This is a genomic window from Tepidibacillus decaturensis, from assembly GCF_001561915.1.
Taxonomy (GTDB): domain Bacteria; phylum Bacillota; class Bacilli; order Tepidibacillales; family Tepidibacillaceae; genus Tepidibacillus_B; species Tepidibacillus_B infernus.
This window is the reverse complement of record NZ_LSKU01000001.1, coordinates 1,725,314-1,740,050: the sequence shown is the minus strand read 5'-3', so window position 1 is coordinate 1,740,050 and position 14,737 is coordinate 1,725,314. Positions and strand designations below refer to the sequence as shown.

Here is a 14,737-nt window from a genome sequence, read left to right as displayed (position 1 = left end):
AAACTGCTTATATTATTAAGGGGAAGCCCGTTTTATGGGCTTTTTCTATTCAATTTTATAATAGTTTAAAAGTTTTATTTGCAAGATTAAAGAAGGGGTGAGAAAAGATGTACTTTGTGATTATTGCAGATGATTTGACTGGTTCAAGTGATAGTGGTGTCCAATTTGCTAAAAAAGGATTAAAATCATCCGTTTTCTTTAATCTCAACTATCTAAATAAGTATCAAATAGATGCAGATGTTGTTATTATTGATACAGATTCACGAGGAATTTCAAAGGAAGAAGCTTATAATAAAGTTTTAGAAGCGAGCCGTCAATTACAAAAGCGCGATTTCAAATATCTTTATAAGAAAATTGATTCCACATTAAGAGGGAATATAGGTGCTGAAATCAATGCAATTTTAGATATTTACCCAAAAGATTTTGCTATTATAGCACCAGCTTATCCTTCAATAGGGCGGACCACATTAAATGGTAACCATTATTTAAACGGAACATTGATTCATCAAACGGAAATAGCAATGGACCCAAAAACACCAGTATTAGAATCTAATATAGAAAAATTATTAAAGTTGCAGACCAATCGTTTATCCGCAACGATTCAGCTAGAAGATTTAAGAAAAGGTGAGGCATATATTCACTCTTATTTGAAAAATTTAAAGGATAATGGAATTGAACTGCTTGTTATAGATATTCAAGAAGAAGAGGATTTACACAGGTTAACAAAGTATGTTCTAACTTCTGAATATGATGTATTGTGGGTAGGATCCGCAGGTTTAGCAGAGCACTTAAGCTTAAATTCAGAATTAAATAATCAACAAACAGACATGGAATTTTCCAAAAATAACGCTCCAGTCATTGTAGTTGCAGGAAGTATGTCACAGGTGACTAAGGCACAGATCGAGTATATGAAAGATATGAAAAATATTTCCTTTATAGAGCTTAATCCGATAGTTCTTTTTAATGAAACCTTAAAAAGGTATGAATTGGAACGATGCAAGACTACTCTTGTTAATGAAGTAATGAATGGAAGAGATGTAGTCTTATATGTGGGTACTCAACCTGAACAAATTGCTAAGGCAAGAGAAAATGGAATGAAAATAGGATTCAATCATATAGAGATAAGTAATTTTATTGCTAAATCTCTTGGTGAAATCATTGCAAGTGTAATTAATTATATCAATATTTCTGGTCTTGTCTTAACGGGTGGGGACACGGCAAAAGCAGTAAGTCGCCAAATTCAAGTTCAAGGAATGCAATTATTTAAAGAAGTTGAAAATGGAATTCCGCTTGGAAAATTAATTGGGAAATACGAGTTTCCGGTCGTCACCAAAGCAGGTGCATTTGGATCAAAAACAGCTTTATTTAAAGCAATAAAATTATTAAAAGGAGATGCTAACGATGAGTAAATTACCAACTCTAGCAATTACAATGGGAGATGGTGCTGGGGTCGGACCAGAGATTATTATTAAAGCACTTTCTGATCAGTCTATATATGAAAGCTGTAAGCCTTTTGTAATTGGTGATACCAAACGACTAGAAAAGGTAAAAAGCATTTTGAAGAGTAACATTAGCATTAAGACCATAAAAATTTTAAACGAAGCAAAGTTTGAATTTGGAACCATTGATTGCTTGGATTTAGATTTATTACCTGAAGATCTTCCATTTGGTGAAGTAAACGCAATAGCTGGAGATGCAGCTTTTCGTTATTTAGAAAAAGCTATTCAACTAGCAAAGAATAAAGAAATAGATGGAGTAGTGACTGCACCTTTAAATAAAGAAGCTTTGCATAAAGGCGGTCACATTTATCCTGGTCATACTGAAATATTAGCGGAATTAACAAATACGAAGGACTATGCGATGATGTTATCTGCGCCAAAATTAAAAGTTATACATGTTACAACACATATTGGACTGATTGACGCAATTAAAAAAATTACACCTGAACGTGTTTATACTGTAATTAAGCTAGCTGATCAAACATTAAGGAAAGCAGGATATGGAAATCCAAAAATTGTAGTGTGTGGGATTAACCCACATGCAGGTGAGAATGGACTTTTTGGTTATGGTGAAGAAGAGGAGAAATTAGTACCAGCTATTGAAAAGGCAAAAGCTGAAGGGATAGAGGTATTTGGGCCACTTCCTGCAGATACCGTATTTTTCCGGGCTACACGTGGTGACTTTGATATTGTTGTTGCTCAATATCATGACCAAGGACACGGTCCAATAAAAGTGTTAGGGTTAGAAGCTGGCGTAAATATAACGGTTGGATTACCAATTATTCGAACTAGTGTTGATCATGGCACAGCCTTTGATATTGCTGGAAAAGGAATCGCTGATGAATTAAGTTTAATAGAAGCAATTAGTCAGGCAATTGAATTAGCACCAAAAGAGTAAAAATAAAAATCCCTTGAAATCACGTAATGTGATAATCAAGGGATTCCATATGTTTAAGGGTATGTCATCTTTAATGTAGTATTATTTTATCTCACCATGTACCCAACTGAACAAAGTTGCATGCTCTATTTCATCATGTTGAATGGAATAAAGGAGATCGCGAATGGTTTGGCAAAACACGGAAAGATACATTTCCTTGTAGAATTCAGCAGCTTCCACTTCATCAACAAAAGCCTTTTGAAGTCCATCATAAAAGTGTTGGAATTCTACCTTTTCTACCTGAATTTCTGGTTTTTGGCCAGTTAAGCGAATATATAATTGTGTTAATTGTTTATTGTGTATTTTTTCATCATCTAATGCCGTTTTGACACTGTATTTCGCCATTTCGGTTGGTGCCATGGTTAATAGTTGTTTATAAAATTGAATAGCCGCTCTCTCATCAGCAATCGCCTTTTTAAGATTTTTTAAAAACTGTGGAAAATCTTTAAAACGCAAGGACATCCAATCCATTTGTGGATATGGATACATTATTCTTTCCATCGGTTACATCCTCCTAGGCATTTCATTTTCCATATAGTCTATGGCCTAGCAAAAGAATTGGTTATTAAAACTAAAAAATTGGGCTTGTATCTATATATTTGTCTCGTTTCCAACAAGTTACTAGGTACAAAACCCTTTCTTTTTTATAAAATTAAAATGTATGAATGTGTACATAATGGAAGGGGAATTTTTACATATGACAAAAAGATGTGAATGTGGGGCGGAGATGGAGATCACTATCAGAACACTTTATTTTAACAAGAATGTAGAGATTAAACACGTACCAACCTATACTTGCCCAGTCTGTTCCCTAAATCAAGTGATGGATCAAGTAAAAAGCAAACTAAAAGAAACCATAAAAAAATTAGAGTCTTCAGAAAAGAAAAAGACTGTAAAATTTGATGAAGTCTCCGAATTTACTCAATTGATGATGATGGTGTACCAAGAACAAGAATTTTCATCTAATGGAACTATGCTACAGGAAGAAGTTCAACAGTTATTAGAGCAATATTTACTAGAAGAAACAAAAGAAGAATATTGGGAAAAACAAATACATAAAAAGATCGAGCGTTATGTTCAATAATTACTTTTGCGGGATCCTAATATGCAATGGAAAGTATGTATAAAAAAGGCCACCAAGTATATCACTTAGTGGCTAAGTTTATTTATTGAGTTATTTCATTTAGAAATCTATGATGTTGCCTTCATCTGTGTTTCTTTTTTTGTTGTTCAAAGTCCTCTTTGTATTGAAGCTGATAAAGATTATAGTAAAGTCCACCTTGTGCAAGGAGTTCTTGGTGAGTTCCCATCTCACGGATTTTCCCTTTATGCAGGACGATAATTTTATCAGCATGTTGGATGGTTGATAGACGATGGGCAACGACAATCGTTGTACGTCCTTTAATTAACTTGTTTAATGCATCTTGGATTAAAAGTTCTGTTTCTGTATCAATATTTGCTGTTGCCTCATCTAAAATCAGAATGGATGGGTCAAAGGCTAGAGTTCTTGCAAAGGCCAATAATTGTCTTTGTCCTTGAGAAAGGGTAGACCCTCGTTCTTTTACTTCCTCATGATATTGGTTCGGTAATTTCTCAATAAAATGATGGGCATTCACATAGTTGGCCACTTGTTTGATTTCCTCGTCTGTTATATCTGGATTATTTAAGCGAATATTGGAGTTAATATCGCCTGCAAATAAGAAGACGTCTTGTAACACGACTCCAATTTGCTTTCTTAATTCGAATTTATCCATTTGACGAATATCTACACCATCAATTTTAATCGCGCCTTTTTGGATATCATAAAAGCGACCCAAAAGGTTAATGATTGAGCTTTTTCCTGCTCCAGTTGCACCTACAAAAGCGACCATTTCCCCAGGTTTAATCGTAAAGTTCACATCCCTTAAAACCCAATCCTCATCTTGATAGGCAAACCATACATGGTTAAATTCGATTTTACCCTTTATTTTGTCTAGGTGTATTGGGGTACTTGGATTAGGGATGGAATCTTTTTGATCAAGTAACTGGAAAATTCGTTCTGATGAGGCCATAGCTGATTGCATGATTGTATATTTTTCCGTTAAGTCATTGATCGGTTGGAAGAAACGACGTATATAATCAATAAAAGCATACAATACCCCGAACTCTACCGCTCCTTGAATTACATTTTTACCCCCAACCCAGAGTAAAAAGGTTAGAGAAATGGAATAGATAAAATCCATTGATGGGCGGAAGATTGCAGCTGTTTTCAATTCTTTCATATTGGCTTCGTAATGAGAAGTATTGATTTGATCAAATTGTTCAAATTGTTGTTTCTCACGTTTAAAAATATGAACCACACGCATACCTGATAAGTTCTCATTTAGGGTTGCATTGATTCTAGCAAGTCGTGTACGTACGATACGAAATGCATCTCTAGCTAACTTTTTATAAACAGTGGAAGATAAAATGATAAGGGGTAAAGCAATAAAACTGACCAATGCTAGTTTAATATTTAATTGCAGCATCACAATAATAATACCAATAAGAATAAAAACATCTTTAAACAAATTAACTAATACGTTGGAATACATATCGTTTAACGTTTCAGTATCGTTAGTGACCCTTGTTACGAGACGACCTACAGGATTCTTGTCAAAAAAAGATAAGGGTAATGTTTGAATATGAGAGAAAATTTCCTGCCTCATATTAAAAATAATCTTTTGACCTGTATATTGTAATAGATAGGTTTGAATATAGTTTAGAATAAAGCCTAGAACTAAAAATCCAAAGAAAATAGCACCAATTTTATAAAGGGAAGAAATATCTTTTTGCCTAAAAATCCGTAGATCTTCATCTGTTAAAGCTTTGGTTGGATACGTTTTGCCATTTTGAGTAAGGATTAGTTGACCATTTTCTTCTATCCATTGATAGGGTTGGTTTTTGGCAATAAACCCTTCTATTAAGTAATATTGATTTTTCTCTTCAATGATTTGATAACGTGGTAAGTGATCTACTTTTTCTTCCGTTAAATTTCTTTCCCGAACGAATTCTTTCCCTTGAAACAGCACCCCTTCTTTATTTGCTTTGCCTGGTTCAAAAGCAACCATTGGATCACTAATTGCATTGATATGATCATCTATCGCGATTTTGATTAAGTAAGGGCCAGCTAGATCAAGAACTGTAATGATCATGAGCAAGGTAATGGTCAGTATGATCAATAACCGGTAAGGTTTGGCATATTGAAGCAAACGTTTCATCAATCGATAATCATAAGCTTTGCCAATTGCTTCTTCTTCATGAATGTTTGACATTTCCTCACATCCTTCTTAAATCTGATTGGCAATCATCTCTTCTAGCAACTGTTTTTGGTATAGATCATAGTAGTGGCCTTGAAGCTCCATTAAATGGCCATGGGTTCCTCTTTCAACGATTTTTCCTTCATCTAGAACAATAATTTCATCCGCCTCTTTCAGTGTAGAGATCCGGTGAGCAATAATAATACTGGTTCGATTTTTCATCAATTCATGTAGTCGTTTTAAAATCGCTTCTTCTGTTTTTGTATCTACTGCAGATAAACTATCATCAAGGACTAAGATGCTAGGGTTCTTAATTAGCGCTCTTGCAATCGAAACTCTTTGTTTTTGGCCACCGGAAAGAGTAACTCCTCTTTCGCCAAGCAGTGTATCAAATTGGGCTGGAAAATCTTTGATATTATCTAACACTTGAGCATCATCAGCTGCTTTTTCGACTTGTTCTTGGGTATAATGATTTAATCCAAAACCAATATTTTCGCGGATCGTCGTCGAGAATAAGAAATTATCTTGTGGGACATAGCCGATATGTTGTCGTAATACTTCTAAAGGATAGGTTTTAATATCTCGCCCATCGATTTTGATCATTCCTGTACTAACGTCATATAACCTGACTAATAGATTGACAAGGGTTGTTTTGCCACTTCCTGTTTTCCCTACAATAGCAAGGGTTTTACCTTGAGGAATTCGGATATTGATATCAGAAAGCACTTCTTTAGTCGTACCAGGGTAGGTAAAAGAAAGATGGTTGAACTCAATTTCGCCTTGTATTGTTGTTAAATCTGGATCCACCAGTTGAGGATGATCAACGATTTCTGGCTCTGTGGCAAAAATTTCATTTAAACGGGACATAGAAGCAGATCCCCGTTGGAGAATGTTAATCACCCAACCAATTGCCATAATAGGCCATGTTAATAAGCCCAGGTAACTATTAAAAGCAACAAAATCACCTAATGTGATTTGTCGGTTGATGACAAGGATGCCTCCATAGGCTAGAACGATAAGAAAACTTAAACCTGAGATAAATTGAACCAGTGGGTTAAAAATCGCTTGGATTCTAACAAGCTCCATATTCTTATCTACATAATCTTGGTTGGCGTGTGTGAACTTTTTGATTTCTTCTTGTTCTTGGACAAAGGCTTTAATTACTCGAATTCCAGAAATATTTTCCTGTACATTTTCTGTTAAATGAGAAAATGATTCTTGTGCTTTACGAAAACGTTGGTGAATTAATTTTCCAAAATGGCTGGTTAACAACGCCATAAAAGGTAATGGAAGTAGAGCGATGATGGTTAATTTCACGGAAATGGTTTGAACCATCATAAAGATCGTTGCACTTAATAAAACCAAAGTATCAAAAATCATGACGATACCTGGGCCGGCAGCCATACGTACCGCATTAATATCATTGGTCGCATGAGCCATAAGGTCACCCACTTTATGGTGATTATAATAATTGGTAGATAACTTTTGGAAATGGGCAAATAAATCGCTTCGTAGTTTATATTCCAAAAACCTTGCTGTACCCATTACATACATTCTCCATAAATATCTGAACAGGAACATGAAAAAGGCAACAGCAATGATAGAAAGTCCATAAAGGATCATGCTTTTTGTTGTGATTGATTGATTTTTCAAATCATCTGTAAAGGCTCCCAAAATTTTAGGAAGAATAAGCTGAAGAACGTCGACTGCTATTAACCAAACGATTCCAATGATATAACGCCATTTGTGTTTGATAAAAAAGTCTTTTAAGGTTAGAAAATGTTTCATGCAAGCCACCTCTGAGAAAATTTCGCCATACGAAATAATAATAACATAAAACAAATAAAAAAAGGCCAACAAAGTACCAAAAAGTACAAGTTATGTCTGATTTCATCTAAAGATTTTATGATACAATACACACAGTATGAAAACTATCTAAGAAATAGCTTTAATGATGAGTGAAGAGAGGATAAGAAAATGAAGAAAAACAGATTATGGATATGGGGAATTCCTTTAATTTTTATGGTTTTGATGTTAATAACATATCAGTTTCAGCAACAAAAATGGCTGATGATCTTAATCATTATATTCAATCTTCTTTCCTATTTTGTCTTTGGTTATGACAAGAATAAGGCAAGAAGGGGTAAGTGGCGAATACCAGAACAGCTATTCTTTGTTTGGGCTTTTTTTGGAGGTGCTATAGGGATCTTTGCGGGTATGCGTACTTTTCACCACAAAACCTTACACCCATCATTTAAATATGGAATTCCCATCCTTGTGTTGGTTAATATCTTATTGTATAGATGGATTTTTTATTAGTAATGATCGTGTCATATGAAAGTGTTACATAGTTTCCTCTAAAACTGTAGACATTAAATAATGACTATTCATTAGGGGAGGAATTACATTGAAGCCTCATATCATGCGTAAGTCAGAATTTTTGTCTTACAAAGGATCACGGTATGGTGATTATTTCCACGAGTAAAGCGATCTTTTTTCTATTAGAAAAACTCCTTTTAAAAGGAGTTTTCTTGTCTTCTCTTATTGGTTTTAGCCTAACCAGGACAGAATTTTATCGATTAGATTCTTAATGAAATTTAATAATTCTCTGAAGAAGGATTTAGCTTCTGGATTGTTTTGGACAAAGTTTTGAAAACCTGTCTTTATTTGGTCTAATCGTTGACTCACTAAATCCCAATCGATATTGGCATTTTGCAGCTTTCGAAGTAACGAGATTAAGGAATTTAATTCGTCACCGGTTAATTGGATATTTAAATCCTGAGCAACTTGCTCAATTAAAGCCCTTAATTCTGCATCAGATAATTTTGCTGATTGCTTAGCCAGCTCTTCCTTAATGCGTTTCATAAATTCAACTGCTTTTTCTTTGTCGCCAATTTGATCGGCCAATTGAGCAGTTCTAACCATTTCTTCGTTGGCTACTTTTTTTACATCTTCATTAATTTCTTTGCCTGTGGCTTGTTCAAAAGCTTTAATAATCCCAGTTAAAGCAGCAGTACCAGAAACAGGAAAGGGTGCAGTTACCTTTATTTCTGCATCAGAGATACCCGCGGTTGTTAATGCACTTATATACATCTCATTGGTAACCCATGTGATATTGTTGCTATCAATGGTTAATCCTGAACCTGATTCTCCAAAGGTAATCATTGACGAAGAGATCGCTTTGGAACCAATCACCTTTGCAGGAAGCGTATCACCTAGATATTGGTGTTCTTCTTGATTAGTTACTTCAACAATTGGTACGTCTTGTGCGGCCTCAAACTGCTGAAGTATTTGATCTCTTTGGGTTTTACTTAAATCTTTTCCTAATGTAATGATTTGACTGCCTGCCATCGAATCTGCAAAAACAGGGTTGATACTAACAAATAAAAATATGGAAATGAACATGATTAAACTTAATTTTAATTTAAATTTGTTTTTTATTTTAATCATTCTTGATCCCTCCATGTTAACATTATAAACCAATTTTTTAAGATTTAGTACAAGATAGGTTTTTTTATTCATTATTAAATAACAATTCGTGAATAAGAGGAAATATTAATGGGTAGAAGACGAAATCGCAATAAAATCGTAGTACCTGAAGCAAGGCGAGCATTAGCAAAGAAACGATAGCCGTGATTTGACGAAAAGGAGAGAAAACCCTATACTGTATTTGAAATAGAGAGTGTTATACTTTCTTCCTTTTTTATAAAGGGTTTGTGGAATGGAGGGATGGTTTTGAAGGTTAATGAGATTATGCAAATTCTCAAGGAACAAGGGTATAAACTAACAGAACAAAGAAAAGAAATCATTGAAACGATTTTTAAACAAAACCGTTATGTATCAGCAAAGGAAATCTTAAATGAAGTTCAAGACCGTTTCCCTGGCGTTAGTTTTGATACCATATATCGAAACCTATCCATTCTTTCAGATCTAGATCTACTAGAAGAAACCCAATTTGAAGGGGAAGCAAAATACAGAGTTTCTTGTATCGAGGATCATCACCATCATTTAGTTTGCACAAAATGTGGGCAAACCTCGGTATTACCTGAGTGTCCAATGGATTTATTACAAGGTTTAGCAGGTGACTTTAGAGTCACTGGGCATAAGTTCGAGATTTATGGATTATGCAAAGAATGTCAACAGGGAAAAAATACCTGAAACTTTTTAGGACATGTTACGTTACTCTAAATATAGAGAAAAATATCAATACATTTACCATAAATTTACCATATAAAAATTTAAAGGGTAGAAATGGGTTGAGGAATATGAATAGTAATCAATATACAATTGAGCATAAAACAGGGAAAAAAGATGAATTTCTAGAGCGGATCCTTGAACACAGCCGCTATTTATACCATTTGGCTTATCGGTTAACCGGTAATCAAGAAGATGCTGAAGATTTGACGCAAGAGACCATGTGGCAGGCTCATCGTAAATCGGACAAGTATGTTTACGAAAAGTCTTTAAAAGCTTGGCTTAGAATGATGATGACAAACCGATTTAGAGATAAAGTTAGAAAGAAAAGTTTAAAAGTGGTGGCAATTGAAGATCAAGTACTCTCACCAACTCAAGTAAGCCAATATACACCATCTGTTGAGGAACAAGTAGAACAAAAATTAGCTCTTGAAAAAGTAAAAAATGAGATAGAACAGCTCCCTGATATTTATCGCAATGTACTAATATTGCGCCATTTTGAAGGATATAGTTATAGTGAAATTAGTGAAGCGCTGCAAATTCCCGAAGGTACGGTAAAAACACAACTGTTTAGAGCAAGAAAAATGCTAAAAAGCAGACTTTCAAATTAAGGGAGTAATGCCTATGCCTATGTCTTGTGGTCGCTATGAACGTTTAATTCAGGATTATGTTGATCAAACCATTAGTGAAGGGGAAAAAAGGGAATTAAATGAACATATAAAGTATTGTGATCATTGTAGAGAAGATCTGCAAGATATGGTAAAAATGGTTTCATTGATGGAAGACATCTCTTTTATACAAGAGGAAAAAGGGAAAAAAAGAGCAAGAAGGATAACTTATAAATGTATCACTGCTTGTTTTGCTGTATTTAGTGCATTTTTCTTGGTTGTATATGATCCTTTAGGTATCGGTTTGATGAATTTTAAAGGAAATCTTCCTGTTTATCGAAATTATGTCTTTGCAGATGATACGGAGCAGTTACCGATTCCATTAGAAAACCCTGAAGTTATTTTACTTCGACCTAAGAGTAGAGGTATGGTGTTATTACGAACCCATCGAAGTAACGAGCACGGGGAGCATCAATATATTGATGTAACCTGGGTTTATCCTAGTGCCTATAGTCAAATTCCAACATTTAAAACGGTTTTTCCCTCTGATCATTATGTTTTTGTTGATGTTCCCGATAAAAAAACTCTTATGGAAATCATGACTTTTATTACTGGTTCTAAAATTGAATTTGATGAAGAGAATATTCAATTTCCTACCTCTGTAGCTCTTGTACAAGAGGAAGGACATTCTACCTTTAAAGCCTTTCAATTTCCTAAAAGTAAGGATAAGGTTAGTCGATTATTTGAACACTTTACAGAAGTCTCATATCAACAACCATTGCAACTACAATAATGAATCTTCACCAATGAAATGTTTGGTGAAGATTTTTTAAAAAGATAAAAAAGTATAACTTTTTTCCACTTGTCATTTAAGGGTTTGTATATTCCATAAGCTGCGACCTTCAGAAGTGCCTTTCTCTCCGTAATCTTTATTCATAGAAGGGCACGGATGACGGAGCGCGATGGAATATACAAACCTTTTTTATGGAAAGGAAAGTTTTGTGTTAAAATGTTGTACAGAGAGAGGTTAGGAGGGATGAAGGTGCTGCAAGATAAATACATAAAGCTTCAAAAAATTTTAAGTGAACTTGAAAGCGTGGTTGTCGCCTTTTCAGGTGGAGTTGACTCTACATTATTGTTAAAAGTTGCAATAGATGTTTTAGGATCTGATAAAGTAATAGCTGTTACTACGGATTCAGAGTCTTACCCATCTAGTGAGCTGGTATTAGCAAAACAAACTGCTAAAAAATAGGGGTAAAACATATTGTGATTGAAACATCTGAGTTGGCAATCCCTGGATATAAAGAAAATACCAAAAATCGTTGTTATTTCTGCAAAAAAGGATTATTTGAAGAATTAGCACCGATTCAATTAAAACATGGGTTTAAACACATCGTTTTTGGTTTAATTGCTGATGATACGAATGACTATCGGCCAGGAGTAAAGGCAGCAAAAGAGCATGGGGTCAGAGCCCCACTTCAAGAAGCAGGATTATTTAAAGGGGAGATTAGGGAATTATCCAAGCAACTTGAATTAGAAACATGGGATAAGCCTTCTTCTGCCTGTCTATCTTCTCGGATTGCTTATGGAGAAGAAATAACGGTGAAAAAGCTAACAAGGGTGGAACAATCTGAAGAATATTTAAAGAGACTAGGTTTTCGTCAAGTGAGGGTTCGTACACATGGCGATATCGCGAGAATTGAGGTTGAGCCAGATAAACTAAGTAAGATCGTGGAGATGCATCAAGAAATTGCTTCGAAGTTACATTCATTTGGATTTGATTATGTAACAGCAGATTTAGAAGGGTTTAGAAGTGGAAGCATGAACAAACTTTTACAAAGATAGTAGCGGGTTTGTATATTCCATAAGCCGTGTTGGAATATACAAACCTTTTCTTATTCCCAGTATAATTCTAATTGATCCCCTTGTTTAATGAGGGTATTAAAATCTCCTTCTTCCCCATTCACTTTAATCACAAATTTACTTGCCCCCGATGGTGGAGTTGTATCAAATTCAACATAGCGAAAAACATCACTAAAAACGATTTGCTGGTCTTCCACATGAATGGTGATGTCACTATTCTGTTCAATAGGGGAATCAACAGAATTTTTTTTGTTATTGATGAGTACCTGTAAGCTAGAAGGTTGAATATGAACAGGATTCCCATTAAATATCACATCTATCCCCCATTGGAAATCAGGATTCTCATTCATTAAATCACGTATAGTAGGATACGGGTTTGTTTCTTTTGCAAAGGTGATCACATCTCCGCCAGCGATCGGTTCTTTCAATAAAACCTTCTTACCATTGCGGAAAAGATCTTTAGAAACATAGACGATTTTTCTAGGCTCTCCTTGAAAAATAAATTCTATGATTTTCTCTTCAAAAGGGATCGTTGAGAATCCAGAAAGGATTAAAGCCTCTTCAATATTTCTAACAGAATGAAAAACGATCGAATCGCGATCTGAGATTGGTGTAGAAAAATCAACATCGATTCCATTGATCTCAACTAAAACAGGTAATTCAAGCAATTTTCCATCAATTGTAACTTGATAAGGGCGAATAGGGCTTAATAAAAGGGCTTGATCCAATGTAAGGGTAGCATTTTTACCATTTTTCCCTGCCTTTACTTCAATTTTGTCTCCATTAGCCACTTGAGTATCCATTGTTGCAGGTACTTCATTTAATAAAATTTCTGGCAGAGTGCCATGCTCTCCAGGAATGATTTTCATTTGACCATTAATATTAACAGTCATAGCAAGCCCTGGTCTACCATATAGACTTTTTATCGAAATTCCTGCAGCAATTAAAACATCGCCAATGGTTAGGGTTTTCATCTCAAACAAATGAATAAATTCGCCATTCACTTCAATGGTAAAATATTGAATCGGATTTTGACGAGAAGAAATCCCTATCCCGATGGGCGTAATCAGTTCAGGGCCTTTAACTAGATTTTTTGGCCAAATGATTGGCTGTTGAATCGCATCTGCCCCTCTAACGGCAACTCTTTGACTTGGTAGATTTAATATTGTTGCAATTTTATCGGAAAGTTTTGGTGTCTGACTACCACCGCCAACCAACATCACAGCTTGTGGAGATTTACCTCCATTTAATTCAATGATTTTATTTGCAATTTGAGTTGCCAATTGTTCAATCTCTTGATCGATTTGTTCGATGAGTTCACTAGAGTTAAGTGTGTAAGACATCCCTAAAATATCAGAAAAATGAACGGTCTCTTGTGTCGAACATTGCCGCTTTATTTCCTCGGCAATATGAAAATCTAAAATGTAGGATTGACTAATCGCTTCTGTAATCTCATCTCCAGCAACTGGAACCATTCCATAAGCGATAATTGTTCCTTCAGCGGTAATGGCGATATCTGAAGTACCAGCGCCAATATCGACAAGTGCGAGATTTAATTTCCTCATCGATGGTGGAATCAATACATGGATAGCCGCAATTGGTTCTAATGTTAGTGCCTCCAACCCTAACTCAGCACGTGTAAGAGAGGAAAGAAGTGAATCAACGACCACACGAGGAAGAAAGGTAGCGATGATTTCCACTGTTGCTTTTTGTCCTCGTTGATCAATCAGATTACCGATAATCTGATCATCTAAAAAATAATTGATCACACTGTAGCCGACACAATGATAATGGGTCGTATCCTCGATCTGGCTCTCTGTTGCGATTTGTCTTTGTGCTTCTTGAACAGCAGATAATTCTAAGGCGCGAATATCTTCTTTTCTAAGTAATGGTTGACCCTGAATCGATATATCTAACTTTACACGACGAGTTTTTAGAGAACGACCAGCTGCCGCAACGGCTACGTTATGTAAGGGGCCGTTATTTTGCTCTAATTCTTTTTTTACCTGTGAAATAATTTCAGAAACCGCTACAACATCATGAATTTGGCCATCCAACATCGATCGTTCTCTATGTTCAATCATTTTCAAATCTTTTATTTCAAATTGTCCTTCTTTAGTAGGAACTAAAATCAAACCAACAACAGTACGTGTTCCTATATCTAAGGCAAAGATGGGAAGATGTTGTTCCAAGTTTGCCCCTCCTTCGACAAAATTTCGACAATATCTGTATTATTCTCTATTGGTGAAGAGATTCCTTTTTCATTTTGAAAGTAATTTGGGCCTTTTATCCTTTTCATTTTAACGATAAATCTGTATAATCTAAAGTATATTTTTTACAATACTTCGGAGGTGGCTT

12 protein-coding genes and 1 pseudogene are annotated in these 14,737 nt (G+C 35.1%); 8 read left to right on the top strand and 5 right to left on the bottom strand.

Features of this window, described 5'->3' with window-relative positions; genetic code table 11:
- Nucleotides 1–107: 107 nt before the first annotated feature.
- Both U473_RS08250 and pdxA read left to right on the top strand, forming a co-directional pair.
- Nucleotides 108–1,409, top strand: coding sequence for a four-carbon acid sugar kinase family protein (locus U473_RS08250; protein ID WP_068725226.1), 1,302 nt, complete (start codon nt 108–110; stop codon nt 1,407–1,409).
- Nucleotides 1,402–2,397, top strand: a complete 996-nt coding sequence (gene pdxA, locus U473_RS08245; RefSeq protein ID WP_068725223.1) for a 4-hydroxythreonine-4-phosphate dehydrogenase PdxA — start codon at nt 1,402–1,404, stop codon at nt 2,395–2,397. The genes U473_RS08250 and pdxA overlap by 8 nt, the downstream gene beginning before the upstream one ends.
- An 81-nt stretch (nt 2,398–2,478) precedes the next feature.
- Here the strand turns inward: pdxA and U473_RS08240 are convergent, their stop codons facing one another.
- Nucleotides 2,479–2,937 carry a ferritin family protein gene (locus tag U473_RS08240; protein WP_068725221.1) on the bottom strand — a complete coding sequence of 153 codons (459 nt, stop codon included), beginning with the start codon at nt 2,935–2,937 and terminating at the stop codon, nt 2,479–2,481.
- 196 nt (nt 2,938–3,133) lie between these two features.
- Here U473_RS08240 and U473_RS08235 point away from each other — a divergent pair, with 196 nt between their 5' ends.
- Complete coding sequence (locus U473_RS08235; RefSeq protein WP_068725218.1) at nt 3,134–3,520, top strand: hypothetical protein; 387 nt, start codon at nt 3,134–3,136, stop codon at nt 3,518–3,520.
- A gap of 121 nt (nt 3,521–3,641) precedes the next feature.
- Here the strand turns inward: U473_RS08235 and U473_RS08230 are convergent, their stop codons facing one another.
- Together U473_RS08230 and U473_RS08225 are read right to left on the bottom strand one after the other, a co-directional pair.
- A complete protein-coding gene (locus tag U473_RS08230) occupies nt 3,642–5,729 on the bottom strand; it encodes an ABC transporter ATP-binding protein (protein ID WP_068725216.1) in 2,088 nt (695 codons plus the stop codon).
- Nucleotides 5,730–5,744: 15 nt separating this feature from the next.
- On the bottom strand, nt 5,745–7,502 hold the full coding sequence (locus U473_RS08225; RefSeq protein WP_068725213.1) for an ABC transporter ATP-binding protein: 1,758 nt from the start codon (nt 7,500–7,502) through the stop codon (nt 5,745–5,747).
- Between the two features lie 189 nt (nt 7,503–7,691).
- Between U473_RS08225 and U473_RS08220 the strand changes: the two genes are divergently transcribed.
- Complete coding sequence (locus U473_RS08220) at nt 7,692–8,033, top strand: DUF1294 domain-containing protein (protein ID WP_235589083.1); 342 nt, start codon at nt 7,692–7,694, stop codon at nt 8,031–8,033.
- A gap of 231 nt (nt 8,034–8,264) precedes the next feature.
- Here U473_RS08220 and U473_RS08215 read toward each other — a convergent pair whose 3' ends face one another.
- A complete protein-coding gene (locus U473_RS08215) occupies nt 8,265–9,164 on the bottom strand; it encodes a DUF1002 domain-containing protein (protein WP_068725211.1) in 900 nt (299 codons plus the stop codon).
- Between the two features lie 279 nt (nt 9,165–9,443).
- On the opposite strand from U473_RS08215, the gene U473_RS08210 reads away from it, so the two are divergent.
- From U473_RS08210 to larE, 4 genes and pseudogenes are all read left to right on the top strand, one after another.
- Complete coding sequence (locus tag U473_RS08210; RefSeq protein WP_321164159.1) at nt 9,444–9,872, top strand: Fur family transcriptional regulator; 429 nt, start codon at nt 9,444–9,446, stop codon at nt 9,870–9,872.
- 107 nt (nt 9,873–9,979) lie between these two features.
- Complete coding sequence (locus tag U473_RS08205) at nt 9,980–10,519, top strand: RNA polymerase sigma factor (protein WP_161937311.1); 540 nt, start codon at nt 9,980–9,982, stop codon at nt 10,517–10,519.
- Nucleotides 10,520–10,532: 13 nt separating this feature from the next.
- Entirely contained in the window at nt 10,533–11,309 is a 777-nt protein-coding gene (locus U473_RS08200; RefSeq protein WP_068725206.1) for an anti-sigma factor family protein, read from the top strand.
- 243 nt (nt 11,310–11,552) lie between these two features.
- Nucleotides 11,553–12,361, top strand: a pseudogene (larE, locus tag U473_RS08195) (ATP-dependent sacrificial sulfur transferase LarE).
- A gap of 50 nt (nt 12,362–12,411) precedes the next feature.
- On the opposite strand, the gene U473_RS08190 reads toward larE, so the two are convergent.
- On the bottom strand, nt 12,412–14,571 hold the full coding sequence (locus U473_RS08190) for a cell division protein FtsA (RefSeq protein ID WP_068725203.1): 2,160 nt from the start codon (nt 14,569–14,571) through the stop codon (nt 12,412–12,414).
- Nucleotides 14,572–14,737: the final 166 nt, after the last annotated feature.

What these genes read in the sequence shown, in the direction of transcription:
- U473_RS08240 (WP_068725221.1), bottom strand. Translation starts at nt 2,937, where the DNA reads ATGGAAAGAATAATGTATCCATATCCACAAATGGATTGGATGTCCTTG.
- U473_RS08230 (WP_068725216.1), bottom strand. Translation starts at nt 5,729, where the DNA reads ATGTCAAACATTCATGAAGAAGAAGCAATTGGCAAAGCTTATGATTAT.
- pdxA (WP_068725223.1), top strand. Translation starts at nt 1,402, where the DNA reads ATGAGTAAATTACCAACTCTAGCAATTACAATGGGAGATGGTGCTGGG.
- U473_RS08205 (WP_161937311.1), top strand. Translation starts at nt 9,980, where the DNA reads ATGAATAGTAATCAATATACAATTGAGCATAAAACAGGGAAAAAAGAT.
- U473_RS08250 (WP_068725226.1), top strand. Translation starts at nt 108, where the DNA reads ATGTACTTTGTGATTATTGCAGATGATTTGACTGGTTCAAGTGATAGT.
- U473_RS08225 (WP_068725213.1), bottom strand. Translation starts at nt 7,502, where the DNA reads ATGAAACATTTTCTAACCTTAAAAGACTTTTTTATCAAACACAAATGG.
- U473_RS08210 (WP_321164159.1), top strand. Translation starts at nt 9,444, where the DNA reads ATGGTTTTGAAGGTTAATGAGATTATGCAAATTCTCAAGGAACAAGGG.
- U473_RS08200 (WP_068725206.1), top strand. Translation starts at nt 10,533, where the DNA reads ATGCCTATGTCTTGTGGTCGCTATGAACGTTTAATTCAGGATTATGTT.
- U473_RS08215 (WP_068725211.1), bottom strand. Translation starts at nt 9,164, where the DNA reads ATGATTAAAATAAAAAACAAATTTAAATTAAAATTAAGTTTAATCATG.
- U473_RS08220 (WP_235589083.1), top strand. Translation starts at nt 7,692, where the DNA reads ATGAAGAAAAACAGATTATGGATATGGGGAATTCCTTTAATTTTTATG.
- U473_RS08235 (WP_068725218.1), top strand. Translation starts at nt 3,134, where the DNA reads ATGACAAAAAGATGTGAATGTGGGGCGGAGATGGAGATCACTATCAGA.